This is a genomic window from Haloplanus sp. XH21 (assembly GCF_023276355.1).
Lineage (GTDB): Archaea > Halobacteriota > Halobacteria > Halobacteriales > Haloferacaceae > Haloplanus > Haloplanus halobius.
Map to the genome: position 1 here is coordinate 973,853 of NZ_JALLPL010000001.1, position 24,838 is coordinate 998,690.

Genomic DNA, 24,838 nt, shown 5'->3' on the forward strand with positions numbered 1-24,838 from the left:
TTGTTATATCATTGCCATATTTTCCGGGACGTCGATTCCGGCGGACAGGTTTTCTCCGAGATTTTGCGTCAGTATCTGCGGCAAGGCGTACTTGCCCTGGCTGAAGATTGAGGACCAGTTCAAGTAGCTCAGGTTGTAGTACTCTTTGAGTAGACTTTCGGCGGCTGGTTCCGGGACGTCATCCCTGTTTAGGGAGACGTGGTCGTTCGCCGTAATTTCCAGAGGCTTCGCGGTACCCCTTTCCGGCTTGTGTGAAACTAGGAGTCCGCTTTCATCGCCGTAGATCATCGCGTTCCCGCCGGCAACGTTGTCAAACCCGTTTCCGTCACGGGTGACCACGCGCTTGTTCGGAGACTTGTTGACGCTGACCACATCGATAATCATATCATCCGGCAGAAGCCCGGATTCGTCGAGGATCTCAGAGATAGGCCGTTTCCCTTCGCTCGGGACGCCTTCCCTGATCACCTTCTTCATCATCTTCTGCTCCTTCCAACCGATCTTTCCGTCCTTGGCGAACACCAGCCGCTTGAAGTGGAAGTCCTTCTCACCGCTGGTCTCTTGTCGGCGGTGGAACGCCGAAACCTTCCGAAGCAATTCATTCAAAATATCGTGGAACACTTTCGGCGTCAATTTCTCGCCGCCGGTCGGCTGAGCTCCTGTGGCGATGTAACGCCCGTAGGAATCAGTAGTGGCGCTGTAAGCTGTTGCCGCAGACTTCTTGTCCGGCCTCCGGGAGACGTCGTGGTAAGCATAACACGTACTGCCAGGTTCGACTCCGGGTACGTGTGCATCTGCGGGTTCATCCAAAATCCAGACTGCTGATCCGACTTTCCCAAGCTTGACGTACACTTGGGAAGCCGTATTCACCCCGATGAAGTAGCCGTCATCGTTCGCCAGCTTCACCACGTTCTTGTATTGGATGGCCTGCGCTGGAACCGGATTATTTCCGAATAACCTCTCGAACAGCTTTCCACGCGCTTGGAAGTACACGTCCTGATTGTGGCCAGGCAGGACAACGAAGGCGATCAGGTCAGAATCGATAGCATCCAGCTGATCGCGTACCTCGGTAATCCGGTTGGCGTAGGTATTGCTGTTCTGGCTTCCAACCTCGATGATCCCATCGTTTCCGACCTCACTGCACCGGGAGATACTACCCAGATTCAACTGGTTGTAGATACTGGCCAGTTCGTCGAATCCGTCTCTAATTTCACGGCCGTCCTCCGGAGTGATGACAACGTACTCACCGTTGACGGGGCCTGCGTAAGGACCGTTCCTCTTCAGCGACTTGTGAATATCATTAACCCCCGTCTTTCGATCACCGCCCAAGCGGACGTCAAAGTCGTAAGAACTACCGAAACTGGGGGTGCTGTAACCCAGCTCCTTCGCAGTGGTGAGCTTACTTAGATCAGCCTCAATCCCGGTGAACTGCATCGAGTCGAAGTACTGGTCGATTGCCGTAGCAGCTTCTGAAACCCTCTGCTTCGGATCCTTCTTCAAATCATCCGGAAGCGAACGTCCACGGCTGAAGCTTCCGAAGACGACAGACGCCGGATACGGAAGCTCCATATCGTAATCCGGGATGTAGATGTCAAGCATCTCCTCGTCGCCATCCACGAACTCAATGTCGTACTTTTTCTTCCAGTACTTCGGCGTCGGGAGGCTTTCCCCGTGGTACTCGAAGGATTTGTCACCGGCTTTGAATCCTGCTCGACCTACCAGTTCACCGCTCTTCCACTTCGGAAGAACCTGCACATCAACACGCTCATCCGGGTTACCTGCCCGCTGAATATCCTCACCGGATAAACTCTCCATTATGCGAGTACACGGATCAATAGAAATTGCTGGCTCCCCGTCGATGATCTCCGCTTGGATCTCATAGGCCTCCTTGAAATCCGAGGACGGATTGAGGATATCCTCCACTCTGACATACTTGCGTCCAACCTTCTGGAACCCGTTCTCCGACAAATGAGTCCTCACCCGGTTCTGCCAGGCCTCCCTGACCTCGTACTGGGTCGCCTTCTTACTGGCCAAGAACTCAGGGCTGAAGCTGTCGTAAGTGGCTCTGACCAGATCTAGTTCCTTACCGTCAGGACTGAGAAGAGTGATGTCCCCTTCACTGTCCTGCGGTGCCAACGACGCGTCGATACCCATCTTGTTCAAGTTCGAAATAATGGCCTGTATGAATGAAATCCTGTCCCGTTTCTCGTCGACAGGTAAACCGTTCAATTTGACCCGCCGCATCGACGGATTCTGCGGCGCATTCCGCATCTGGAAAATATTAGTCAACATCATTGGAACTCACCTCCCAGCTTCTTCTGGAAAGAATCAATATCCAAGTTAGCCACGACCTCGTCGGCGATATACCGCAGAATATCCACCTGCACATCTTTCGGGATCTGTCTCCCGTGAATCGTGATCTTGCCCTTCTCATAGAAGGAGATGTTGTACGTCGACTGATCAGGAAGATCGACCTTCGCCTTCTCCAAGGGCTCTGCCTCGTACTGCTGCCAGATCTCAGTCTCCTGGAGACCAGGCAGGTACCGTGCCGAGACACTGTTCGGCTTTTGACTTGACGGCTTGAAATCAGCCTCGCGAACTGTATTCGCCTGATCAACGACGTCCTTGATACCGTTCTCGTCAAACGTCACAGCTTCATAGTGGATATCTGTGTCCAACAGATTCGACACCATTCGGACAATAGCGTTTTCTACGTCCTGATTGGGAAGATTCGCGTCGTAGGCCACGTAGCCGTTCCCGAGGAAGATGATTGGGTACATATCCGCGACCTTGATCTTCTCGTCATCTCCATCTAGGGTCGTGACCTCTGTCTCCTCTTCTTGTGCGTACTCGACGTAGCAAATCTCGCCCTGGAAGGTTTGGAAGCTGCGCGGCAGAGTGCCACTTCTCAAGTCTGCGCTGGACTCCAGCGCCGACATATTCTCTACGCGATTTTCGATCTTTTCGAGATCAATGCCTTCGTTCCGTAATGGTAGTATCTTGTAGCTAGCCATTGTACTCACCGTTTTGCGCGATTCTGGTCTGGATGAATGGTTTAACCTGATTCTTGACCCTGTAGTACGCTGAACGACCCTGCTTCTCAGACTCAACCAAGCCATCTGCCTGCAAATTCTTCAGGTGGTACGACACCGTCGACTTGTCCCTGTCCAGCAGGTCGACAAGCTGAGACGGCCGTATTCCCTCCCTATGATTCCACAGCAACATATGGGTCAGAATCGTTACCTTCGTATCCGATAACTCATACACTGTCTCCTCCACTTCGTCGAGGTTCAGTTTCCCTGCAGCAGACTCCACCGACTCACTACTACCCAACTCCAACTCCTTCACAAACGCCTCGCGTAGCGAAGCAAGCAACAATTCCGTGAAGACACCGGGAATCCCGGTGCTGTACCGGTGGATTTCCTCAAGGAATTCCTCGGGGAGATCCAACCCGTCATCGGACAGTACCTTGACTACCTGATTCAACGCCTCCAGTGAATCCTTCTCCGAGAACGGAGAGAGGTGGATCTCAGTAGAGGAGGGAAGTACTGGTTCAACATCCTCCCTGTGGTGCATCCAGTACTCAGGAGTCCACGACGTGACAAGGAACGCGTCGTCGACAACGCTCTCGATTACACGGAATGATTCGATAAGACTCTCCTCCTCTGCCCACTCACAGTCATCAACGTAGACAACGACTTTTTCCAGGCCTCGAAGCTCATCTCTGACCTCGAAGATTCTCTCTTCCTCTTCACCAAGCTCCGTGAAGTCGTCTGCTTTGAAAGACCGCTGCTCGATCTCCGGTTCGATCTGGCCGAGAAGGTTGGAGACTGTTTGAATGAACTGGGTCTTCCCTACCTCCGAAATTCCGATAACCGGGAGGTGGTAGACGTTGCTTCGCTGAGAGAAGAACCCGATGTACTCCGCAACTTCCTCTAACTCTTCCTCGTGGTTTACTGCATTCTCCGGATTCTCCCGAAAGTACTGTTCCAAGTATTCTCTATTTACCTTCTCTGAGTCGATTCCCTGGTCCTGTAGCCAGGCCTCATAGTTACTGATCTGGCCTTCCTGACCCCTCTCGAATGCTTCTTGGAACCGATTCAGTTTGTCTTGCTCGTCATCCATTAGGTGAAACCACTCTCGTTTTCTCAAACTATACTCCATCAGCAAAACTATTAAAACCTTTGCCGGTTATTCCACTAGTAGGACAGTTGACCGTTTCTAGGTCACACCGGAGGAGGGGAAAACCCATGCCAGAAAACCCAAACACACTCTACGAAACCGCAGTACAGCTCAGCGAAGACGAAGAAGCAGAGCTAGAGTTAGCCACACTCAAAACCAGAGATAACTTCGAGACCTACTTCACCGACGACGTAACCGACATACGCGCAATCACATACTCCGATTCACCGGAGACACTCCTCAACCTTCTACAAGACATCGGAACAGACGACGTCAACCTCGAAGTCGTCATCGGAGACAACACACTCGACTACAGAAAGAAACTACGCGGCAAAGAACAACTCGCCGAAAAACTCGAACGCCTCCAACGCGAAAACCGGCTACGCATCTACCTCGCCAGCCTCCGAAGCAACGAGGTCCACTCCAAACTATACATACTACAACACCAAGACGGCTCTCGGACCAACATCCTCGGATCACCCAACCTCAGCGAACAAGGCTGGGGATCAACACGGCAAAAAAACGCGATAGCCGTCTTCAAAACCGATGGCAACCAACCGCTCGACAACGTCTTCGACACCTGGTACGACGAGCACAAAGGCTACGCCGACCAGTTCATGCAAGACCTCACCGACCAGCTCGAAGAGGTCGACGACAAAGAACGCGAAGAGATCATACACGCGTGGGTGGACGGCCGCACCACGTCCCAAGAAGAAGAGGCCGAACTCGAACAAGAACTGACCGAACGACTGGACGAAGCAAACGTCGAAAAAGCAACCATCATAGGAGAATTCGAAGACCCAGACCTGACACTAGCCGTCAGCAACAACGAGAACCAAGCCGATCAGACTATCACACAATCACTCAACGGATTCGACGACATTCTCACCGACCTTAGAGAAGAAACCCGCTCCATCGATGCAGCGATAGACGGCAAAACCCTTCGAGCCTCACCCGGTGCGATCAGCAAACACTCGAAAGAGAAGTTCGGAGCACCGAAGATGTGGTTCAACAGCGACGACAAACTCATACTACAAACTGAATCGGCAAAGCAGCTGGAGCTGACACGCGAGCTTCCGGACAACCCGGAGAAAATCGATCAAGCCCTGGAATACCTGGAACAGTACTTCCAGACAGTGGACAAGTTCGGGCGCACAGACCATCCAGAGGCAGTCAAGGCCCAGATGTGGGAAGCCATCATCTGGTTCTTCTGGACACCATTCATCAACCGGTACGCAGCAGTCTACAAAGACAACGGCATAGACCTCGACAAGTACCTGCCCAGCCTCTACGTCTACGGAGAACCCGGAAGCGGCAAAGGCACTCTCACCCGCTACGCATTCCATCTACTTTCCAACGGCCATGTCACAGAACCCAAAGACGGCGACGACCTAAACAAAACCAACCTCACCAGAGTCCGCAGAGTCGACTCAGTCTTCCCCGTCGTATTCGATGACATCGATCCTAAAGACCTGGACATCGAGACCTACCTCAACTTCCGGCAGAAGCACTGGACCGGCGAAGTAGATATTCCAGCACTCGCATTCATCAGCAACGACAACCTCCCCCGAAGCCGGATACAGCACCGGGCCAAAATCCTCAACTTCGACATCCAATTCAAAGACACTCATCAAACCGCGAAGTACGTGAACGACCTAACAGAGCGAAGCAACCCCTTGTTCACTTGGTTCGCGGAAATCTTCAAAACCAGAGACGTCATAATGCGGAGCCAAGACGCCGACACCCTCGCAGAAGCCCGGCAAATCTTCAAAAACCTCTACAACCGGGCAAACCGGGAACTACCCAGCTACTTCCCTGAAGAACCTGCCGAGAAAAAATACGATATCGGGAAATGGATGTGGGAAGACGCCTACGAAAGCGGCCTCATCCAATTCCAGAGAAGAAACGGTAACCTCATCGCCAAGTTCGACGATTCACTCAGCGTCTACAGCAGTGTCCGGAAATACGGCCGCACACTCCCAAACGAAGCACGCGCACAACAGGACGGCAACCAGATACAAATCAAAGCCGAAGAAGCCGTAGCAGACTGGTTCCCCTTCAACATCAACGAAGACAAAGGCCTAATCTCACGATTCCTGTGAAAGCTTAGAGAACCGAGGGAGTCTGTAGCTTAGGCTGCTGCGGGTTGGTCCTGTTCAGCTAAACGTACGTACTCATTCAGAGAAGCATTACAGAGAGCATAGAAGGATATGAAGAAGTGTATTGAGAGTTCACGACTGTTTTCTATAACATCTCCATGTGCGATTTGATTACGTCGCTGTCTTACAGTCTCATCTAAGAAGGTGCTGAAGACGCCATCAAAGAAGTGTGAAATCAAACTACCCAGATTCTTTGTTTGGCTACGATCTCTTCCAGGCATCTTGAACTTGGTCTCGTGATCTTCCTCAATTATCTCTCCGCCGGCCTCCTCAACTAGATCAGCTAACACTCCTTCAAACTGGAGAACAATGCCGGCCAGGAACCCCCTGTAGTGTCCTTCCTCAAACTCCATCAACAAATCGTTCAACAGTTCTCTACGCTCCTCAAAGAACTCGATATTCTCAAACGTATTTCGAGCCTGATCTAGGAGCTCTTGGTCAAAACGGTTAACGACAAACTCCCGCGCTTCCTCTTTATCTGACTCCAGCAGTTCCTGAAACTCCTCGAACTCGGGTAGAGTCATAAACCAAGACCAAGCGTAATTATCTCTGGACGCCAAGTACTGACGAAGCGCCTGTCTTCCTTCATCACTTTCACAGCTTTCTATCAGAAGCTGATTCAAACTAATCAAGTCATTGTCATCATCCGGCGGAAAGAACGGAGCCATCCGGTCAAATACATCCTCGGTAAGAGCCTTCTTGATAATGGGAATATCCTTAGCCTGGCCGATATTCATCCGATACCAATCCAAATTCATCGTGCCGGCGAATGTCTGGAAGAACTCTCTGTAAAGTGGTGTATTCAGCAATCGTGATATTGCATCTGCTATCTGATCGTTTTCAACTTGGACACCAATCATCGTATTATCAAACATTGCGTCCTCAACCTCTACAGAGTAGCAGCGAGGAGTGTCGAAGAATTCGGGAATAACCAAGTCCACGCTGTCGATTTTGCCCCGGTATTCAGGTAGGAAATACGGTCCTCTTTTGCGGGGATTAACTGATACATCCCGTAGATAGTCAGCTAAACCACTGTATCCATCATTCTCCAGCTCTTTGATGATGTTCTCCTCTGTGACCTCAACTCCCTTCTTCTCCTGCTCTTCCACATAGGATTGTAGATCTAAGATATATCGATTAATTCTATCCTCAGTAATTGAGTGGATGTCATCACGAGGGTTCTTGATAAGTGGTCGGAAGAATCGGTCCTCGATTTCCGAATCTTCTTTTTCACCAACGTTGAAATAAAATAAATCATTATTTCCTGTTTGAACACCTGATCCGAGAGTGACACCAGGTAAATCACCCAGTCTTGGGAACTGTTCAGAGGTGACTATGTCGTAGATTGGCGGGTTTGAGAGTATCCGCATCACATTTTTACCTTCAAGATCGGCGTGAGATGCTCGCACGATTTCTGCGTCGTAGGGATTATGTCGGTTTTGAACAATTCCTTTCAACGGTTGCTCAAAGAGTCCACGAGCATTTTCTGGTAGTTCTGGCTTGTTGAATCTCGCAATCCCTGTTTCTCGCTCTTCCGGCGACCTATTCTCTTTGATAAAGGTTAGCAGCACCAGTTCTGGAGCTCTAGCGTAGTTGAATGTGCCAATCGGCATTTCTACGATTCTATGGATGCTACAGGATTCAACCAGATGTTGCACCAGACCCTCTCTCAAAGCGGTTTTGGGAAGTACGAATGCTCCACGTCCTCCTTCTTTCAGGTGCTCTGCTGCCTTCGCTACGAACCCAGCTGCAGTCGTGGATCCGATATCCGGGTATCTGTTTCGGAGTTCATCACGTTTCTCCGGAATGATTTGATGCATTCTTCCGACCGGTGGGTTCCCAATCACCGCGTCAAACTTTCGTGATTCATCCTTTTCACCCAGCTCTTGCTGACCTAACTGATTCCAGTCGAAGAAATCGGTATTCAGAATCTCAGCGTTGCTAATGTCTTTCAACCGGGCTTGAGCTAATTTAGCGATAACCGGATTAATCTCTATCCCGACCAATTGCGCCTCTTCGTTCTCTTCGGCGGCTTGTTTCAGAAGGTTGCCTGTTCCCGTCGCAATATCCAAAACAGAATCGTCAGACGAGGAGACTGCCCAGCCAGCTAAAATCTCGGTTACCGCTTTGGGAGTAAACCCTGCTAAGTACCCAGAATCAATCAGCTTCTCTAACGCTTCATCAATGCTGATCTCATCACCCTGTATTTGGCCAATAATTATCTCCTCCAAGAGTTCTACAAGTGAGTTTGCTTCGGAAGAGGTGTAGTACCGTGCCGTCTTGTCGAATCCTATGAATCCGTTTGCAGTAGCGAAGAAGGTCCGATCAACATCGTCTGGAAGATCTTCTAACTGACTCTGCGGCCTTCTCGGTCGGTAGAAGTAAAGAGTAGAATCTTCTAATGTGATTTTAATTCCGTCATCCAAGACCTCGCTTGATTCTACCCTCGATATCTCTGATAACCCTTTGAATAAGTCCGGATCTAGTTGGGGAAGGTCATTATGACGCATTGATTGTATCGTGTGTCTCCCTCAACTCTCATATGTATTAGGCCAGATATTTGGAGACCTACCCCTCTTTCCTCAAGTCATATCTTCGGAAGTGGATGTCCGGTATTTCGCCGTTGTCCAGTTGGATGGTGTAGATGAAGTTGTCTTCGCTGTTGCCGGTGATTGATGAGGCGTCGTCGAATTCAATATGGATGATCTCTCCGGTTTTGCCGTGGAGGTGTGTGTCGGGGCCGCGTTCTTTGTCGAGTATGAGTTTGATGCGGTCTCCTTTCTGGTAGGCCTGCGCGATAGGAATCACTCCGTAGCGTGTTCAAGGAGTTTGTCTTGTGCGAGGGCGGTGATCAGGAGGGTTCGTTCCTGTGGGGTCATTTTTTGGAAGGCGTTTTTGTAGCGGTTGATGGTGTCGCGGGAGACGTTGAGTTCGTCGGCGGTCTGTGTCTGGTTGAGGCGTGTGATTGCGTCGATGTACTGCTGGGTGGTTTTTCGGGTTAGTCCGTATTTTTCGAGGAGTTGGTCCGCGTTCATCTCTGAAAAATTGTCTACTGTTTGAATTTTATTAGAGAAAGGGGAGGATGGGAAAAGAGCAGTGTTTTTTGTTACTGGTTTGTGTTGGTGAATCCTTGTTTTTTGAGGTTGCGGCTCCACTGCTCTGCGAATTCTTGGACTGAGGGAAGCCCGTTTTCGCTGTGTTGGTGAATGTTGGGGTGTTGTGTGTATCGGACTGGGGTCCATTCGTTGTCTTGGATTTTGAAGACGATTTCGGGGTCGCTCATGATGTCGCCGTGCTGTGTGTAGTAGTGTGCGACGCTTAGCCGGTTCTCTCCGATTTTCTCGATGGTGAGGTCCATCGATCCGGAGGCTTCTATCTCGTAGTGTTCCCCGATCTCCATGTCCTCGGCTGTGGTTCCCTGTTCTCGAAGGATTTGTTTGACTGCTTCCACCCCTGGCTTTCACCCTTCGACGGCCTCTCTCACGCTGGACGGGTTTTGGTTGATTAGCTGGTCGAGTCGTTGTTTCAGGTCTTGCGGTGAGTCGAAGGCTGTGATGGTGTAGCTCTCGACGACTGTCCCGTCCCGGTTCCTGACGTTGTACTCGTCGTGTTCGGGGTGGCTCCAGTCCACTTTTTCGAGGGTGTAGCCTCGGTATTCTACGGTGTGGCCGCAGGGCCTGTTTAGTGCGTAGTTGTATAGGGTTTCGAACTTTTCCAACTGGTCGTCGTGTGTGCCGACTTGCATCAAAATCACCTTATCTTACAAATAGTCTACAACTTTTAAATAAGTATCTTACACTTCGACAGATAAGGGTTTGAAAACCTGCCCCGAAACAGCTCCGGACCAAACACCAGGAACGCAACGATGGGCCTGAAACAGGTCAGAAACAAACTCGGCAGGTCAGACAGAAAGGTTTGAAACAGTGCTGAGAAACTAACGACTTACTACTGTACGTTGATCTCGAAAGATTCGGAGCCGGTTATCTCTCAGGGCCTACTGCCTTAGTCAAGGGGCCAAATCCCCTCCGAAGTACTCCATCGAGTACCTGATACTTGGCTGTGTTAGCCCATTTTGTTGAGCGCGTCTTTCCTGTCCTCGACGGGTGCTTGATCGTACTTCATCGTGGTCTTCTCGGATTTGTGCCGGAGTTGTGCTTGTGCGGCGGCGAGGCCTTCTTCTCGTGCCATGTAGGTGCCGACCGAGTGACGTATTGAGTACCAGGTGATGTCTCGGTTTTCTGTGTCGATTCCGGCGGTTTCGCAGAGTTTGTCCAGCAGGTAATTCAGGGAGTGGCTGCTGTATCCGTTCCTGCTGCGTGTCAGCCAGACCTTATCGCTGCCCTCGTACCGCTCCCGATTCTTCCTCTCTTGTAACCACTGTTCGAGGAAGTAGACCGTCCGGTCGAGGAGGCTGATGGTCCAGTTGTCGGTGTTTTTGGAGGAGTCTTCTTTGGGGATGCGGAGGACTCCGTTGTCGAGGTCGATCCACGAAACCTTGGCGCGTTGTACTTCTACGGGTCGGAGGCCGGCATCCATCGCGGTCCAGACCATGCTCGGCGTCTTGAAGCTGTTCGCCCGGTCCCAGTCCGACTTGGTGACCCGTTCTTTCGGCTTCTCGAACCGTTGCGCGAGGTAGGCCTTCCACTCGTCACGCTCCTCCGGTGTAAGGGAGTTGTAGTGGGGTATGGATCCGTGTTCCAACGAGGCTTCCCGGATCTTGCGGCGTTCGTCCCGGCTGAGGTAGTCGCGTGGGTTGTCCGTCCCACTGTTATCGCTGTAGGTGATGACGGGTTCCCAGTCGATGTCTTCGCCTTGCTCCCAGCTCCGGTACTTGAACAGAGTCTTCACCGCTTTTTGGCAACAGGATTTGTAGCTCGACGCGTAGTCTTGGTGCGCTAAGTGTTTCATCCACGCGTCCGCGTGCGAGACGGATACGTCCTCGGTGTAGCCGTCTTCCTGCTCCCAGACCCAGCGGTAGAATTTGTCGAGCCGGGCCATCCGGGTTTTCACCGTGGATTCTGCGTACCCATTCGCTTTCTCGGGGTCCTTACCGAGGTTCTGCATCCACTGGGCGAGTTGGCGGCGGTGTTCGCGGTAGGATGCGAGTTGCCGGGGGTTTACGTATTGTCTCGATTCGTCGGTCACGAGCACGGCCGCGCCGATATGATTCTCGTCGTCAGTCATCGACTCTACCTCCACATCTAGAGTCTAGACTAGCTCTCCCCGACTTTTTTATACGTATTGTTGAAGTGACCCTGATACGTTTTCTAATCGCTGTACGGCTTCGGGGCTCCGATTTGGAACCCACCTCGTGACCTGTAACGTACATTCATTGCTCCCAGCGAAAACGGCGGAATTCGGGAGGAAGAAGGCCGCAGGGATGCGCTGGCTGGGATTTGAACCCAGGTTGTGACCATGGCAAGGTCACGTGATACCACTACACTACCAGCGCCCTTCGCATCCAAACCAAGCCGGGATGGATTATTAAGGGTTCCGAAATCCCGGCCGATTCGGCGCCGGCGTGGGGGTCTCTCTCGTGCGAGAAAATCCCATGAATCGGCGTTTCGCGGCGTGTGACGCCCTCACAGCCCGCCGAGATTTTCGCTACCCTTTTACCGGAGGCTCTGGTACGAATGGCACAGTCTAGTGACGTGACGCGGAAAGGCTCGGCATGACGCTCAGCGTGCTCGTGCCGTCGTCCCTCGTCCGAGAAGCCGAGGACAAACGCGAGGCAACTCGCAAGATCGGCTACGTCGCCCGCGCGGCGACGGTGTTTCGGGCGGATCGCCTGGTCGTCTTCCCCGACGGGGAGGGCGAGCGGCGCTGGGGAGGCGGGTTCGTTGAGGTCGTACTTCGGTACGCCGCCACGCCCCCTCACCTCCGAAAGGAAGCGTGGGGACGGCGGGACGAACTGGAGTACGCTGGCGTCCTGCCGCCCCTCCGCGTCGCGTCGCGGACCGGCTCCGGACCTGAGCGTCCGGGGTCGTTACAAGAGGGAATCGTGACCGAGGTCGGACCTGACGGCCGCGTTCGGGTCAATTGCGGACTGCAACACCCGATCTCCCTCCTCCTCCCCGACGGGATGGAGGTGAGCGAAGGAGAGCGCGTCGCCATCAGGATCTCTTCGAGAGAACCGGTCCGTGCCCGGATCGTCGACGAACCCCTTCCGGGGTTCGAGATCCGGCGCACGGACCTGCCGGAAGCGCTGGCCCGCCCCGACGCGGGGCTACGCATCGCCACGTCCCGCCACGGGACGGCGTTGTCGGTCGACGGATTGGCCGACATCGTCGGGCGCTCGGACGACATGACCGTCGTCTTCGGGGCGCCCGGACGAGGGCTTCCGGACATCCTCGACGTACCAGTCGAGGTCGTCGCCGACGGAGGCGACACGGACGTCGAACCCGGTCCGGGGTTCGACCTCTGGCTGAATACGATTCCGCGACAGGGAAGCAAAACGGTGCGAACGGAGGAGGCGATGTTCGCGTCGCTCGCGCCCCTGACACTCACGGAGTAAATCCATGCCACAACCAAGCAGACCACGAAAAGGCTCGATGGGATTCGGTCCGCGCAAGCGCGCGGTCAGCGAAGTCCCGCGTATCCGATCGTGGCCCGACGACGAGGGCGCCCCTGCGCTGCAGGGCTTTGCCGGCTACAAGGCCGGAATGACCCACGTCGTTATGGTCAACGATCAGGCCGACTCCCCCCGCGAGGGGATGGAGGAGTCGGTGCCGGTGACCGTCGTCGAGACGCCGCCGATGCGCGCCGTTGCCCTGCGAGCCTACGAACAGACGTCGTACGGACTGAAGCCGGCAACCGAAGTGTGGACCGACGAGTTCCATTCGGAGCTCGACCGCACGCTCGACCTGCCGGCCGAAGACAGCTTCGAGGCGGACGCCGAGGCACTCCGCGAGGCCGTCGAACGCGGTGCGGTCGACGACCTTCGGATGATCACCCACACGGTGCCGAGCGACCTGGCGAACGTCCCGAAGAAGAAACCCGACGTGATGGAGACGCGAGTCGGCGGTGGCTCGCTCGAGGAACGCGTCGACTTCGCGCTCGATCTCGTCGAAGACGGCGGGGAACACGCCATGTCTGACGTGTTCCGCGCGGGCGAGTACATGGACGCGAGCGGAATCACGAAAGGGAAAGGCACCCAGGGCCCCGTCAAGCGCTGGGGCGTCCAGAAGCGGAAGGGCAAACACGCCCGCCAGGGGTGGCGCCGACGCATCGGCAACCTCGGTCCGTGGAACCCGTCCCGTGTGCGCTCGACGGTCCCCCAGCAGGGACAGACGGGCTACCACCAGCGGACGGAACTCAACAAGCGACTCATCGACATGGGCGACGGCGACGAGCCGTCGGTCGACGGCGGGTTCGTCAACTACGGCGAAATCGACGGCCCGTACGCCCTCGTCAAAGGGTCGCTTCCGGGACCGGACCAGCGACTCCTTCGCTTCCGTCCGGCCGTCCGACCGAACGACCAACCGCGCCTCGACCCCGAGGTGCGCTACGTTTCCACCGCATCCAACCAGGGATAACATATGCAAGCAACAGTACGCGATCTGAACGGCGAGGATGCGGGCACGGTGGACCTGCCGGAGGTCTTCGAGACGGCCTACCGGCCGGACCTCATCAAGCGTGCCGTCCTGGCCGCGCAGGCGAACCGAAAACAGGCGTACGGTGCCGACCCCCTCGCCGGGCTGCGAACCCCGGCGGAGTCCTTCGGTAGCGGCCGCGGTATGGCCCACGTGCCCCGCGAGAACGGACAGGGTGCCCGTGTGCCCCAGACCGTCGGTGGGCGCAAGGCGCACCCGCCGAAAGCCGAGAAGGACCAGGGCAAAGGAATCAACGACAAGGAGCGAAAGCTCGCCATCCGCTCGGCCATCGCAGCCACGGTCGACGGCGAGCGCGTGGCCGAGCGCGGTCACCAGTTCGACGACGGCGTCGAGCTCCCGCTTGTCGTCAGCGACGAGTTCGAGGATCTGGTCAAGACCCGCGAGGTCGTCGACCTCCTCGAGAACCTCGGTGTCCACCAGGACGTCGAACGCGCCGACGAGGGACGCACGGTCAAGGCCGGCCGCGGGAAGACCCGCGGACGGAAATACCGTCGTCCGTCGTCGATCCTGTTCGTGACGAGCGAGGAGCCGTCGAAGGCGGCGCGCAACCTCGCCGGCGCGGACGTGACGACCGCACGCGAGGTCAACGCCGAGGAACTCGCCCCCGGCACGCAGGCCGGTCGACTCACCATCTGGACGGAGAGCGCCGTCGCGGAGGTGGCCGACCGATGAGCCTGCTCATCAAACATCCGCTGGTGACCGAGAAGGCGATGGACAAGATGGACTTCGAGAACAAGCTCCAGTTCATCGTCGACATCGACGCAACCAAGCCGGAGATCGTCGACGCCATCGAGTCGCGCTACGACGTGACGATCACGAACGTCAACACGGAGATCACGCCTGATGCGGAGAAGAAGGCGATCGTGACCCTCTCCGAGGACGACGACGCACAGGAAATTGCCTCGCGAATCGGGGTGTTCTAACAATGGGACGACGCATTCAGGGCCAGCGGCGTGGTCGTGGTGGGCCAACCTTCCGTGCCCCCAGCCATCGCTACAAGGCCGATCTCGAACACAAGAAAGAGGAACAGGAAGACGTCATCAACGGCGAGATCGTCGGCATCGAACACGATCCCGCCCGCTCGTCGCCCATCGCGGACGTCGAGTTCGAGGACGGCGACCGCCGGCTCATCCTCGCGCCCGAGGGTGTGACCGTCGGCGAAACTATCCAGGTCGGCGTCTCCGCCGAGATCAAGCCCGGGAACACGCTCCCGCTGGCCGAGATCCCGGAAGGGGTCCCGGTCTGTAACGTCGAGAGCAGCCCCGGCGACGGCGGCAAGTTCGCTCGCGCCTCCGGCACGAGCGCACAGCTCATGACCCACGACAAGCGCGTCGCGGTCGTGAAGCTGCCGAGCGGCCAGGTCAAACGACTCAACCCGCAGTGTCGCGCCACGATCGGCGTGGTCGCGGGCGGTGGCCGAACGGAGAAGCCGTTCGTCAAAGCCGGCAACAACCACCACAAGATGAAAGCGCGGGGCACGAAGTGGCCCCGTGTTCGAGGCGTCGCGATGAACGCCGTCGACCACCCGTTCGGTGGCGGCGGCCGACAGCATCCCGGCCAGCCCAAGTCCGTCTCGCGGGACGCCCCGCCGGGCCGGAAGGTCGGTGACATCGCCTCGAAGCGAACCGGACGAGGCAGTAACAAGTAACCATGAGTTCCGAATACCGAACCGGCCGCGAAGGTGAGTTCACCTACCGCGGTCACACGCTCGACGAGCTGCAGTCCATGTCGCTCGACGAGGTCGCGGAACTGCTTCCCGCACGACAGCGGCGAACCATCACCCGAGGCCTGTCGGTCGAACACCAGAAACTGCTCGACCGCGCCCGCGAGGCCGACGAGGAGGAGACGGCCAACGACCCGATCCGGACGCATCTCCGGGACATGCCGATCCTCCCCGAGTTCGTCGGACTGACCTTCGCCGTGTACAACGGCCAGGAGTTCCAGCGCGTCGAGGTCGAGCCCGAGATGATCGGGCATTACCTCGGCGAGTTCCAGCTCACCCGCACGTCGGTCGAGCACGGTCAGGCCGGTATCGGCGCGACCAGGTCCTCGAAGTTCGTGCCACTCAAGTAACACATGGGAATCAACTACAGCGTCGAGGCCGACCCGGAGACCACCGCCAAGGCGATGCTCCGAGAGCGGCCCATCAGTATCAAGCACAGCAAGGCCATCGCCCGTCAGCTCAAGGGCATGACCGTCGCCGACGCCGAGGAGTATCTCCAGGCAGTCATCGACGGCGACCGGTCGGTCCCGTTCAAGCAGCACAACACGGGCGTCGGTCACCGCAGCGACATCGACGGCTGGGACGCCGGTCGCTACCCGGAGAAAGCCAGCGAGGACTTCCTGAAACTGCTCGAGAACGCGAGCAACAACGCCGACGAGCAGGGTTTCGAGGGCGAGAGCATGGCCATCAAGCACGTCGCCGCCCACAAGGTCGGCGAACGGCAGGGGCGCAAGCCTCGTGCCTTCGGCCGTGCCGACCCGTGGAACACGCCGCTCTGTGATGTCGAACTCATCATCGAGGAGGTCGAGGAATAATGGCTGACGAACAGCAGTTCATCGAGAACGGCCTGCAGCGCTCCCAGATCGACGAGTTCTTCGCCGACGAACTCGGCCGCGCGGGCTACGGCGGCATGGACGTCGCCAAGACTCCGATGGGGACTCAGATCGTCCTCAAGGCCGAGAAACCCGGGATGGTCATCGGCAAGGGTGGGAAGAACATCCGCAAGGTGACCACGGAACTCGAAGAGCGGTTCGACCTCGACGACCCTCAGATCGACGTGCAGGAAGTCGACGAGCCGGACCTCAACGCCCGCATCGTCGCGGACCGCCTGGCCAACGCCCTCGAGCGCGGCTGGTACTTCCGCAAAGCGGGCCATACGACCATCGACCGGATCATGGAAGCCGGCGCCCTCGGCGCCGAAATCGTCCTGTCCGGGAAGGTCACTGGCGCCCGGTCGCGCGTCGAGAAGTTCAACCGCGGCTACATCAAGCACAACGGCGAACCCGCCGAGTCCATCGTGGACGAGGGCCAGGGCGTCGCCGTGATGAAACTCGGTACCATCGGCGTGACGGTGAAGATCATCCCGCCGGGTGCCGAGCTCCCCGACGACTTCGAAATCGCCGAGGACGCCGACGTCGAACCCGTCGAGCAGGCGGCCGAAACCGGCGGTGGCGTCGAGGAACTCCTCGAGGAAGAGCCCGAGGAGATCCCGGATGTCGGCGAAGACGAAGAGGTCGACGTGCCGACCGAAGGGCCGGAAGACGTCATCGACGAGGAGATCGACGAAGAGGTCGTCGAGGAGGTCGTCGAAGAGACGCAGGCCCAGACCGCGGACGACGAACCGCCGACCGACGTGTCCCCCGAGGAACCCGTCGAGACCGCGACGCCCGAGGAGGGCATCGAGTCCGAGGAAGAGCTCGACGAAGAGATCGAGGAGGAAGCCGCCGACCTCGTCGAAGAGATGGAGGAGACGGCCGACGACCAGCCCAACGTCGACGTTGAGGAGGAGGAAGAATAATGGCCATCCTGCACACCGAAGAGATCCGCGACATGACGCCCGCCGAACGCGAGGCTGAACTCGAGGACCTCGAGACGGAACTGCTGAACGCCAAGGCCGTCCAGGCCGCTGGCGGGATGCCGGACAACCCCTCGCGACTCGGCGAACTCAAGAAGACGATCGCGCGAATCAAGACGATTCAGCGCGAAGAAGGCGATATCTGATGGCGCTCACACCCGAGACCCTGTGTCGACACGAGCTCATCGGCCTGCACGCGCGGGTCGTCGAGTCGACCAATCCCGACACCGTCGGGATCAGCGGCCGCGTCGTCGACGAGACGATGCGCACGCTGAGCCTGTCGGCCGGGGATCGGGTGTGGTGTCTGCCCAAGCGGGGCACGACCTTCGAATTCGAGATTCCGTGCACAGATGAAGCCGCCGACGCCGCGAAGGCGTCGGGGACCGCGCCCAAACTTCCGTCGGAAACTGCCGGCCCACAAGCCGGTCAGTCGGGCGGTTGCGAGGACGCGGCCTACGTTACGGTGGATGGCACACGACTGCTCTCACGACCCGCCCTGCGAACAGAGAAGACAGGTGTATCCACATGGCGATAGGACTGAACGTAACCGAACCGGAGGAGGCCTGCGCCGACCAGAACTGCCCGTTCCACGGCTCGTTGTCCGTGCGCGGACAGACGCTGGAAGGCACGGTCGCTTCCACAGCGATGGAAAAGACGGTCGTCGTGGAGCGCGAATACGACGTTCGCGTTCCCAAATACGACCGATACATGAAACGCCGGAGCCGCGTTCCGGCCCACGCACCCCCGTGCCTGGGTCTCTCGGAAGGCGACACGGTCCGGATTGCGGAGACGCGACCCCTCTCGAAGACCAAATCACACGTGGTCGTCGAGATACTGGGAGGTGACGAGTGATGGAGGCGCTGAAGGCCGACGTCACCCGTGGTCTCGCCAAGGGATCGCTCATCAACTGTGCCGACAACACGGGGGCTCGCGAACTGAAGGTTATCAGCGTCGCGGGCTACTCCGGCACGAAGAATCGACACCCCAAAGCGGGGATCGGCGATAAGGTGACCGTCTCGGTCACCAAGGGCACGCCGGAAATGCGCCGGCAGGTGCTGGAGGCGGTCGTCGTCCGCCAGCGCAAGCCCATCCGCCGCCCCAGCGGCACGCGCGTCAAATTCGAGGACAACGCCGCCGTCGTCATCGACGACATGGAGGAGCCTCGCGGGACCGAGATCAAGGGTCCCGTCGCGCGCGAAGTCGCCGAACGCTTCGGGAGCATCGCATCAACCGCGACGATGATCGTATGACTCGACAGCCACACAAAGAGCGCAAACGAAAGCGAACGGCGCCCCTGCACGAGCGACACGACCAGGTTCGTGCGACGCTTGCCGACGACCTCCGCGAGGAGTACGGCCAGCGCAATGTCCGCGTCAACGCGGGCGATACCGTCGAGGTGCTTCGTGGCGACCACGCCGGCACGGAAGCCGAGGTCGTTGCGGTGGACCTGACGGACGAGGTCGTTCACGTCGAGGACGTGACCGTCGAGAAGGCCGACGGCGAGGAAGTGCCCCGGCCCATCGACGCGAGCAACCTTCGCGTGACCGATCTGGACCTGGAAGACGAGCGCCGGCAGGCGCGTCTGGAGGCAGATAGCGAATGACCCGACACCAGAAACGACTCTCAGTTCCGAAGTCCTGGCCGGTCGAGCGAAAGACCGCGACCTGGACGGTGAAAGCCGGCGCCGGTCCGCACGGCGAGGCAGGGGTTCCCCTGCTGATCGTCCTGCGGGACGTGCTCGGCTACGCCGACTCGCGCAAGGAAGCCAACTACGCCCTCAATCAGGACAGCGTCCTCGTCAACGGGGACGCCGTCTCCGATGTCGAGCGTCCCATCGGGATGTTCGACATCCTGACCTTCGAGGAACGCGAGGAGTCCTACCGCGTGTTCCCCGACGAGGGCGGTCGACTCGCCCTGACGCCGATCGACGCCGAGGCGGCCCAGAGCCGCCTCGGCAAGATCGTCGGCAAGGCCCAGGTCACCGGCGGCGACTTCCAGTTCACCCTCCACGACGGGACGAACGTCCGCGTCGACGAGGACGAGGCTGGCACGTACGCCCCCGGCGACTCGCTGGTCGTCGACAACAAGACCAAAGAGATCGTCGCCCACTTCACCTACGAAGAGGGCGCGCTCGTGACGGCCGTCGCTGGCAGCCACGCCGGCGAGATCGGTCGGATCGACACGATCACCGTCACGCCCGGGAGCGGGGACAACATCGTCACCGTCACCCAGGACGACTTCGACGGCGAGGGCTTCGAAACGATCGAAGAGTACGTCGTCGTGATCGACGAGAACTTCATCGAGGGTGATGACGAATGAGCGAAATCGAGACCGCTGACTTCCACGAGATGCGCGAACCGCGTATCGAGAAAGTCGTCGTCCACATGGGCGTCGGCGAAGGTGGTCGCGAACTCGCGGACGCCGAGGACATCCTCGAGGACATCACCGGCCAACAGAGCGTGCGGACGAGTGCCAAACGCACCGTCCAGGCGTTCAACATCCGCGAGGGCGACCCGATCGGTGCGAAGGTCACGCTCCGTGGCGAGACCGCTGAAGACTTCCTTCAGACGGCGCTGCCACTGGTCGACCTCTCCGCCTCACAGTTCGACGAGACGGGGAACGTCAGCTTCGGCGTCGAGGAACACACGGCGTTCCCGAGCCAGGAGTACGACCCGAACATCGGCATCTACGGGCTCGACGTGACGGTCAACCTGGTTCGCCCGGGTTACCGCGTGTCGAAGCGCGCCAAGGAGTCGCGCTCGATTCCGTCGGGTCACCGACTCAATGCGGATGACGCGGTCGATTTCGTCGAAGCCACCTTCGACGTGGAGGTTACCGAATGAGCGAAAGTGAATCACAGTCAGGAACCCAGGACGAACGCGACGTGACCGGAGAGCACGCCACGCCCCGGACCGACGAGCGCCACGAGTGCCGTCGGTGCGGCCGCGAGCAGGGACTCGTCGGCAAGTACGACATCTACCTGTGTCGGCAGTGCTTCCGCGAGGTCGCTCGTGACATGGGATTCCGGAAGTACCGATAACAATGGCAGGGAACGATCCCCTTTCGAGCGCACTCTCGGGACTCGATAACGCCGAGAGCGTGGGACATCTGTCCCACACGGTACAGCCCGCCTCGAACGTGATCGGCTCCGTCCTCGAGGTCTTCTACGACCGCGGGTACATCGGCGGCTTCGAGTTCGTCGACGACGGCAAGGCCGGTCGCTTCGAGATCGAACTAAAAGGTGCGATCAACCACTGTGGCGTCGTCAAGCCCCGCTACTCCGCGGGCGCCGACGAGTACGAGAAATGGGAGAAGCGGTACCTCCCGGCCCGCGACTACGGGGCGCTCGTCGTGACGACCAGCCACGGAGTCATGAGCCACTACGAGGCCCGCGAACAGGGCATCGGTGGTCAGGTGATCGCGTACGTCTACTAAGATAATGAACCGAACAGAAATCGAAATTCCGGACGACGTGTCCGCCGAAACCGACCATCTCGACCTCACCGTCGAGGGACCGAACGGGAGCGTCACGCGACGCCTCTGGTACCCCGACGTGTCGGTGAGCGTCGAGGACGACCACGTGGTCATCGAGAGCGAGGCCGACGACGCCAACACGCGCGCGACGCTCGGCACGTTCGAGAGCCACGTCGAGAACATGATCCACGGCGTGACCGAGGGCTGGGTGTACGAGATGGAGATCTTCTACGCTCACTTCCCGATGCAGGTCACCGTCGAGGGCGACGAGGTCGTCATCGAGAATTTCCTCGGCGAACGCGCGCCGCGACGCGTGCAGATCCGCGGCGACACGGAGGTACAGGTAGACGGCGAGGAACTCACCCTCTCCGGCCCCAGCAAGGAAGATGTCGGCCAGACCGCTGCCGACATCGAGCAGTTGACGCGCGTGCCCGGCAAGGACACCCGCGTCTTCCAGGACGGCGTCTACATCACGCAGAAACCACAGGCAGGTGGGGCGTAGATGAGCGACGATAACGACATTCAAGAACTCGAAGACATCGGTGGCGTCGGCCCGTCGAAGGCCGACGCGCTTCGCGACGCCGGCTACGAGTCCATCGAGGACCTCAAGGCCGCGAGTCAGTCGGAACTGGCGGACATCCAGGGCGTCGGTAACGCCCTGGCGGCCCGCATCAAAGCCGACGTCGGTGGCCTCGAAGTCGCCGAGGAGACTGAGGCCGAAGTCGAAGAGGATATCGAGGAGGAAGCGGCCGAGGAAGCGGAAGCGGAGACGGAACTCCGCCCCCGCGGCCACGCCGACAAGACCCCGGACCTCGACGACGACGCCGCCCGCGCGCTGGTTCAGAAGCGCCGGGAGGGCACGCCGCAGTTCAACCGACAGGACCACCACAAGAAAAAGCGCGTCGACCCATCGTGGCGGAAGCCACGGGGTACCCTCTCGAAGCAGCGTCGCGGGATCAAAGGCAAGGGTGCGACCGTCGAAGCGGGTTACCGCTCGCCGACGGCCGCCCGAGGTCTCCATCCCAGCGGCTTCGAAGAGGTGTACGTCCACAACACGGACGACCTCGAGGGGATCGACCCCGACACCGAGGCCGTCCGCATCGCGAGCGGTGTCGGTGGACGCAAGCGCGAACGCATCGAAGATGTCTGTGAGGACGAAGAGATCCGCGTCCTCAACCCGACGTACATCGAAGTCGAAGTGGAGGAAGCCGAATGACTGATCTGCGCGCACAGAAACGGCTCGCGTCCGACGTCCTCGACGTTGGCGAAGACCGCGTCTGGTTCGATCCGGAGGCCCAGAGCGAGATCGCGGAAGCGATCACTCGCGACGACATCCGTGACCTGGTCGATCAGGGCACGATTCAAGCGAAAGACGCCTCGGGCAACTCGCGCGGTCGCGCCCGCGAACGGGCGGACAAGCGAGCCTACGGTCACCAGACCGGCGCTGGCTCCCGACGTGGGACGTCCGGCGCCCGGCAGGACAGCAAGGACGAATGGATCGATCGCATCCGCGCTCAGCGGCGTCGTCTGCGTGAGTTGCGCGACGACGGCCCGCTCGACGCCTCGCAGTACCGCGAGCTCTACGACAAGGCGAGCGGTGGCGAGTTCGACAGCGTGGCGCGACTCGAAGCGTACATCCGCAACAACTACGACGTAGAGGTGAACGACTAATGGCAACAGGCCCACGATACAAGGTCCCAATGCGGCGTCGCCGCGAGGACCGAACCGACTACCACCAGCGGTTGCGCCTGCTGAAATCCGGGAAGCCGCGCCTGGCTGCTCGCGTGAGCAACAGGCACGTCAGGGCGCAGCTGATCACCCCCGGTCCGGACGGCGACGAGACCCACGCGGCCGCCTCCTCCGAGGACCTCGCGGAGTACGGCTGGGAAGCCCCCACGGGCAATCTCCCCAGCGCGTATCTCACGGGGTATCTCGCGGGGATGCGAGCCATCGAGGCCGGCCTCACGGAGGCCGTCCTCGACATCGGTCTCAACACCGCCACACCGGGCAACAAGGTGTTCGCAGTACAGGAAGGCGCTATCGACGCGGGACTCGACATCCCGCACAGCGAGAGCGTCCTCGCAGACTGGTCGCGAAACCGCGGCGAGCATATCGCCGCGTACGCCGAACAGCTGGACGAACCGCTGTACGGCGGCGACTTCGACGCGACGAACCTCCCCGAGCACTTCGACGAAGTGCGCGAACGACTGATGGAGGACAATGAGCAGTAACGATTACGGCGACGGCTGGGAACCGCGCACGCGGCTCGGCCGCAAGGTACAGGACGGCGACATCACGTCGATGAAGGCAGCACTCGAATCCGGGCTCCCGCTGAAGGAGGCCGAAATCGTCGACCAGCTCCTGCCGGGGCTGGACGACGAGGTGCTCGACATCAACATGGTCCAGCGGATGACCGACTCCGGCCGCCGGGTGAAGTTCCGGTGTGTCGTTGCGGTCGGCAACCGCGACGGCTACCTCGGCTACGCCGAGGGCCGTGACGACCAGGTTGGCTCTGCCATCCAGAAGGCCATCGACGTGGCGAAGCTGAACATTATCGAAGTCGACCGTGGCTCCGGGTCTTGGGAGGACCGCGCCGGCGGCGTCAACTCCCTGACGCGGAAGGCGACGGGGAAGGCCGGTTCGGTGACCGTCGAGGTCATCCCGGCCCCGCAGGGGCTCGGCCTGGCGGCCGCCCCGACGGTGCGGAACATCCTCGAACTCGCGGGCGTCCAGGACGCCTGGACCAAGTCGACGGGGAACACCCGGACGACGGTCAACCTCGCGAAAGCGACGTACAACGCGCTTCAGAACGCCTCGCAGTCGCGGACGCCCGAGCGGGCGCGCCGCAAGCAGCACGAAACCGAGGTGGGCGAGTGATGCAGGCGATCGTTCAGGTTCGCGGCGAGGTGAACATCTCGGGCGACGTGCAGGACACGCTCGAGATGCTCAACCTCCACGCTGTCAACCAGTGTACGCTGGTGCCCGAGCGTGACACCTACCGCGGGATGATCACGAAGGTCAACGACTACGTCGCCTACGGCGAGCCGTCGGTCGACGTGGTCGCGACGCTCATTCGTCAGCGCGCCGACGCCCTCGAAGGGGACGCGGACATCGACGACGAGTGGGTCGCAGCGCACACCGACTACGCCGACGTGGACGCGCTGGCGGCGGCGCTGGTCGACGAGGAGACGACGCTGCGCGAGCAGGGTCTCGCCCCGTCGATTCGGCTCCACCCGCCGCGCGGCGGTCACGACGGCATCAAGCACCCGATCGTGGAGAGCGGCCAACTCGGCCGTCACACCACGGACGAGATCGACACCCTGCTGGAGGCCATGCGATGACCGACAAGAAAAAGCGCCAACGCGGGTCCCGAACCCACGGCGGCGGCACGCACAAGAACCGGCGCGGCGCCGGGCACCGTGGCGGCCGCGGCCGCGCGGGTCGTGACAAACACGAGTTCCACAACTACGAACCGCTCGGCAAACACGGGTTCACGCGCCCCGACTCCGTCCAGGACGAGGTGCGCGAGGTGACGGTCCAGGAACTCGACGAGAACGCGCCGCTGTACGCGGCCGAAGGTCTCGCCGAGGAGTCCGGCGACGGCTACCTGATCGACGCCCGCGACGTGGCCGACGACGGCTACGACGCGGACGTGGTGAAGGTGCTCGGCGACGGGCAGGTCCGACACGAACTGTCCGTGGTCGCCGACGCATTCACCGCGAGCGCGGTCGAAAAGATCGAGTCCGCCGGCGGCAGCGCCGACCTCTCGGATCGCGCCGAGACGGCCGAGGAGAGCGCGGACGCCGACGCTGAGGAGTCAGACGAGGAGTAATCC

34 protein-coding genes and 1 tRNA gene are annotated in these 24,838 nt (G+C 59.0%); 25 read left to right on the top strand and 10 right to left on the bottom strand.

All coding sequences use genetic code 11. The features are described 5' to 3' along the window. Positions 1-3: 3 nt before the first annotated feature. From MXB53_RS04950 to MXB53_RS04960, 3 genes are read right to left on the bottom strand one after another with little or no spacing between them, the layout of a single operon-like run. Positions 4-2,289, bottom strand: coding sequence for an argonaute/piwi family protein (locus MXB53_RS04950; RefSeq protein ID WP_248896132.1), 2,286 nt, complete (start codon positions 2,287-2,289; stop codon positions 4-6). After that, a complete protein-coding gene (locus MXB53_RS04955) occupies positions 2,289-3,011 on the bottom strand; it encodes a hypothetical protein (RefSeq protein WP_248896134.1) in 723 nt (240 codons plus the stop codon). The genes MXB53_RS04950 and MXB53_RS04955 overlap by 1 nt, the downstream gene beginning before the upstream one ends. After that, positions 3,004-4,122, bottom strand: a complete 1,119-nt coding sequence (locus MXB53_RS04960; RefSeq protein WP_248896135.1) for a winged helix-turn-helix domain-containing protein — start codon at positions 4,120-4,122, stop codon at positions 3,004-3,006. The genes MXB53_RS04955 and MXB53_RS04960 overlap by 8 nt, the downstream gene beginning before the upstream one ends. Positions 4,123-4,247: 125 nt before the next feature. Between MXB53_RS04960 and MXB53_RS04965 the strand changes: the two genes are divergently transcribed. Continuing rightward, positions 4,248-6,281: a phospholipase D-like domain-containing protein gene (locus tag MXB53_RS04965; RefSeq protein ID WP_248896137.1), complete on the top strand. Its 2,034-nt coding sequence runs from the start codon at positions 4,248-4,250 to the stop codon at positions 6,279-6,281. A 29-nt stretch (positions 6,282-6,310) separates the two neighbouring features. On the opposite strand, the gene MXB53_RS04970 is transcribed toward MXB53_RS04965, so the two are convergent. The 7 genes from MXB53_RS04970 to MXB53_RS05000 all read right to left on the bottom strand — a co-directional run bounded on the left by MXB53_RS04970 (position 6,311) and on the right by MXB53_RS05000 (position 11,790). Further along, complete coding sequence (locus MXB53_RS04970) at positions 6,311-8,848, bottom strand: HsdM family class I SAM-dependent methyltransferase (RefSeq protein WP_248896139.1); 2,538 nt, start codon at positions 8,846-8,848, stop codon at positions 6,311-6,313. 58 nt (positions 8,849-8,906) lie between these two features. Further along, positions 8,907-9,146 (bottom strand): DUF8139 family protein, encoded by a 240-nt coding sequence (locus MXB53_RS04975; RefSeq protein ID WP_248896140.1) that lies wholly within the window; start codon positions 9,144-9,146, stop codon positions 8,907-8,909. Next, a complete protein-coding gene (locus tag MXB53_RS04980) occupies positions 9,143-9,373 on the bottom strand; it encodes a hypothetical protein (RefSeq protein ID WP_248896141.1) in 231 nt (76 codons plus the stop codon). Before MXB53_RS04980 ends, MXB53_RS04975 begins: the two co-directional genes overlap by 4 nt. Before the next feature lie 71 nt (positions 9,374-9,444). Continuing rightward, the gene (locus MXB53_RS04985) at positions 9,445-9,789 is read right to left on the bottom strand and encodes a DUF6908 domain-containing protein (RefSeq protein WP_248896142.1); all 345 of its coding nucleotides are present in this window, start codon (positions 9,787-9,789) and stop codon (positions 9,445-9,447) included. A gap of 9 nt (positions 9,790-9,798) precedes the next feature. Next, positions 9,799-10,083 carry a hypothetical protein gene (locus MXB53_RS04990; RefSeq protein WP_248896143.1) on the bottom strand — a complete coding sequence of 95 codons (285 nt, stop codon included), beginning with the start codon at positions 10,081-10,083 and terminating at the stop codon, positions 9,799-9,801. A gap of 317 nt (positions 10,084-10,400) precedes the next feature. After that, positions 10,401-11,522 carry a tyrosine-type recombinase/integrase gene (locus MXB53_RS04995; RefSeq protein ID WP_248896145.1) on the bottom strand — a complete coding sequence of 374 codons (1,122 nt, stop codon included), beginning with the start codon at positions 11,520-11,522 and terminating at the stop codon, positions 10,401-10,403. 197 nt (positions 11,523-11,719) lie between these two features. Then, positions 11,720-11,790, bottom strand: a tRNA-Gly gene (locus MXB53_RS05000). Positions 11,791-12,009: 219 nt separating this feature from the next. Between MXB53_RS05000 and MXB53_RS05005 the strand changes: the two genes are divergently transcribed. Genes MXB53_RS05005 through MXB53_RS05120 form a run of 24 tightly spaced genes read left to right on the top strand, consistent with a single transcriptional unit; the run spans position 12,010 to position 24,835 of the window. Further along, a complete protein-coding gene (locus MXB53_RS05005; protein ID WP_248896147.1) occupies positions 12,010-12,852 on the top strand; it encodes an RNA methyltransferase in 843 nt (280 codons plus the stop codon). A 4-nt stretch (positions 12,853-12,856) separates the two neighbouring features. Continuing rightward, the gene (locus tag MXB53_RS05010; protein ID WP_248896149.1) at positions 12,857-13,873 is read left to right on the top strand and encodes a 50S ribosomal protein L3; all 1,017 of its coding nucleotides are present in this window, start codon (positions 12,857-12,859) and stop codon (positions 13,871-13,873) included. Positions 13,874-13,876: 3 nt separating this feature from the next. Next, entirely contained in the window at positions 13,877-14,623 is a 747-nt protein-coding gene (gene rpl4p, locus MXB53_RS05015) for a 50S ribosomal protein L4 (RefSeq protein ID WP_248896151.1), read from the top strand. Then, positions 14,620-14,874 carry a 50S ribosomal protein L23 gene (locus MXB53_RS05020; protein WP_248896153.1) on the top strand — a complete coding sequence of 85 codons (255 nt, stop codon included), beginning with the start codon at positions 14,620-14,622 and terminating at the stop codon, positions 14,872-14,874. Before rpl4p ends, MXB53_RS05020 begins: the two co-directional genes overlap by 4 nt. A 2-nt stretch (positions 14,875-14,876) precedes the next feature. Then, entirely contained in the window at positions 14,877-15,599 is a 723-nt protein-coding gene (locus tag MXB53_RS05025) for a 50S ribosomal protein L2 (protein WP_248896155.1), read from the top strand. 2 nt (positions 15,600-15,601) lie between these two features. Further along, complete coding sequence (locus tag MXB53_RS05030) at positions 15,602-16,024, top strand: 30S ribosomal protein S19 (RefSeq protein ID WP_248896157.1); 423 nt, start codon at positions 15,602-15,604, stop codon at positions 16,022-16,024. 3 nt (positions 16,025-16,027) lie between these two features. Next, positions 16,028-16,489 (top strand): 50S ribosomal protein L22, encoded by a 462-nt coding sequence (locus MXB53_RS05035; RefSeq protein ID WP_248896159.1) that lies wholly within the window; start codon positions 16,028-16,030, stop codon positions 16,487-16,489. Next, positions 16,489-17,472: a 30S ribosomal protein S3 gene (locus MXB53_RS05040; protein ID WP_248896161.1), complete on the top strand. Its 984-nt coding sequence runs from the start codon at positions 16,489-16,491 to the stop codon at positions 17,470-17,472. The genes MXB53_RS05035 and MXB53_RS05040 overlap by 1 nt, the downstream gene beginning before the upstream one ends. After that, positions 17,472-17,675 (top strand): 50S ribosomal protein L29, encoded by a 204-nt coding sequence (gene rpmC, locus MXB53_RS05045; protein WP_248896162.1) that lies wholly within the window; start codon positions 17,472-17,474, stop codon positions 17,673-17,675. The genes MXB53_RS05040 and rpmC overlap by 1 nt, the downstream gene beginning before the upstream one ends. Next, positions 17,675-18,064, top strand: coding sequence for a ribonuclease P protein component 1 (locus tag MXB53_RS05050; protein ID WP_248896163.1), 390 nt, complete (start codon positions 17,675-17,677; stop codon positions 18,062-18,064). The genes rpmC and MXB53_RS05050 overlap by 1 nt, the downstream gene beginning before the upstream one ends. After that, on the top strand, positions 18,055-18,381 hold the full coding sequence (locus MXB53_RS05055) for a 30S ribosomal protein S17 (RefSeq protein WP_248896164.1): 327 nt from the start codon (positions 18,055-18,057) through the stop codon (positions 18,379-18,381). The genes MXB53_RS05050 and MXB53_RS05055 overlap by 10 nt, the downstream gene beginning before the upstream one ends. Continuing rightward, positions 18,381-18,779: a 50S ribosomal protein L14 gene (locus tag MXB53_RS05060; protein ID WP_092634472.1), complete on the top strand. Its 399-nt coding sequence runs from the start codon at positions 18,381-18,383 to the stop codon at positions 18,777-18,779. The genes MXB53_RS05055 and MXB53_RS05060 overlap by 1 nt, the downstream gene beginning before the upstream one ends. Then, complete coding sequence (gene rplX, locus MXB53_RS05065) at positions 18,776-19,132, top strand: 50S ribosomal protein L24 (protein ID WP_248896166.1); 357 nt, start codon at positions 18,776-18,778, stop codon at positions 19,130-19,132. Before MXB53_RS05060 ends, rplX begins: the two co-directional genes overlap by 4 nt. Beyond that, positions 19,129-19,848: a 30S ribosomal protein S4e gene (locus MXB53_RS05070; protein WP_248896168.1), complete on the top strand. Its 720-nt coding sequence runs from the start codon at positions 19,129-19,131 to the stop codon at positions 19,846-19,848. Before rplX ends, MXB53_RS05070 begins: the two co-directional genes overlap by 4 nt. A gap of 5 nt (positions 19,849-19,853) precedes the next feature. Then, positions 19,854-20,372, top strand: coding sequence for a 50S ribosomal protein L5 (locus MXB53_RS05075; RefSeq protein WP_425601213.1), 519 nt, complete (start codon positions 19,854-19,856; stop codon positions 20,370-20,372). Then, on the top strand, positions 20,369-20,569 hold the full coding sequence (locus MXB53_RS05080) for a 30S ribosomal protein S14 (protein WP_248896171.1): 201 nt from the start codon (positions 20,369-20,371) through the stop codon (positions 20,567-20,569). The genes MXB53_RS05075 and MXB53_RS05080 overlap by 4 nt, the downstream gene beginning before the upstream one ends. A 2-nt stretch (positions 20,570-20,571) precedes the next feature. Beyond that, entirely contained in the window at positions 20,572-20,964 is a 393-nt protein-coding gene (locus tag MXB53_RS05085) for a 30S ribosomal protein S8 (RefSeq protein ID WP_248896173.1), read from the top strand. Between the two features lie 4 nt (positions 20,965-20,968). Further along, entirely contained in the window at positions 20,969-21,505 is a 537-nt protein-coding gene (locus tag MXB53_RS05090) for a 50S ribosomal protein L6 (protein WP_248896175.1), read from the top strand. After that, the gene (locus MXB53_RS05095; RefSeq protein ID WP_248896177.1) at positions 21,506-22,219 is read left to right on the top strand and encodes a 50S ribosomal protein L32e; all 714 of its coding nucleotides are present in this window, start codon (positions 21,506-21,508) and stop codon (positions 22,217-22,219) included. Further along, positions 22,216-22,674 (top strand): 50S ribosomal protein L19e, encoded by a 459-nt coding sequence (locus tag MXB53_RS05100; RefSeq protein WP_248896178.1) that lies wholly within the window; start codon positions 22,216-22,218, stop codon positions 22,672-22,674. The genes MXB53_RS05095 and MXB53_RS05100 overlap by 4 nt, the downstream gene beginning before the upstream one ends. Next, positions 22,674-23,234 carry a 50S ribosomal protein L18 gene (locus tag MXB53_RS05105; RefSeq protein WP_248896180.1) on the top strand — a complete coding sequence of 187 codons (561 nt, stop codon included), beginning with the start codon at positions 22,674-22,676 and terminating at the stop codon, positions 23,232-23,234. The genes MXB53_RS05100 and MXB53_RS05105 overlap by 1 nt, the downstream gene beginning before the upstream one ends. Beyond that, positions 23,224-23,880 (top strand): 30S ribosomal protein S5, encoded by a 657-nt coding sequence (locus MXB53_RS05110; protein WP_248896181.1) that lies wholly within the window; start codon positions 23,224-23,226, stop codon positions 23,878-23,880. The genes MXB53_RS05105 and MXB53_RS05110 overlap by 11 nt, the downstream gene beginning before the upstream one ends. Further along, positions 23,880-24,344 carry a 50S ribosomal protein L30 gene (gene rpmD, locus MXB53_RS05115; protein WP_248896182.1) on the top strand — a complete coding sequence of 155 codons (465 nt, stop codon included), beginning with the start codon at positions 23,880-23,882 and terminating at the stop codon, positions 24,342-24,344. The genes MXB53_RS05110 and rpmD overlap by 1 nt, the downstream gene beginning before the upstream one ends. Continuing rightward, positions 24,341-24,835 (top strand): uL15m family ribosomal protein, encoded by a 495-nt coding sequence (locus MXB53_RS05120; RefSeq protein ID WP_248896184.1) that lies wholly within the window; start codon positions 24,341-24,343, stop codon positions 24,833-24,835. Before rpmD ends, MXB53_RS05120 begins: the two co-directional genes overlap by 4 nt. Positions 24,836-24,838 lie beyond the last annotated feature (3 nt).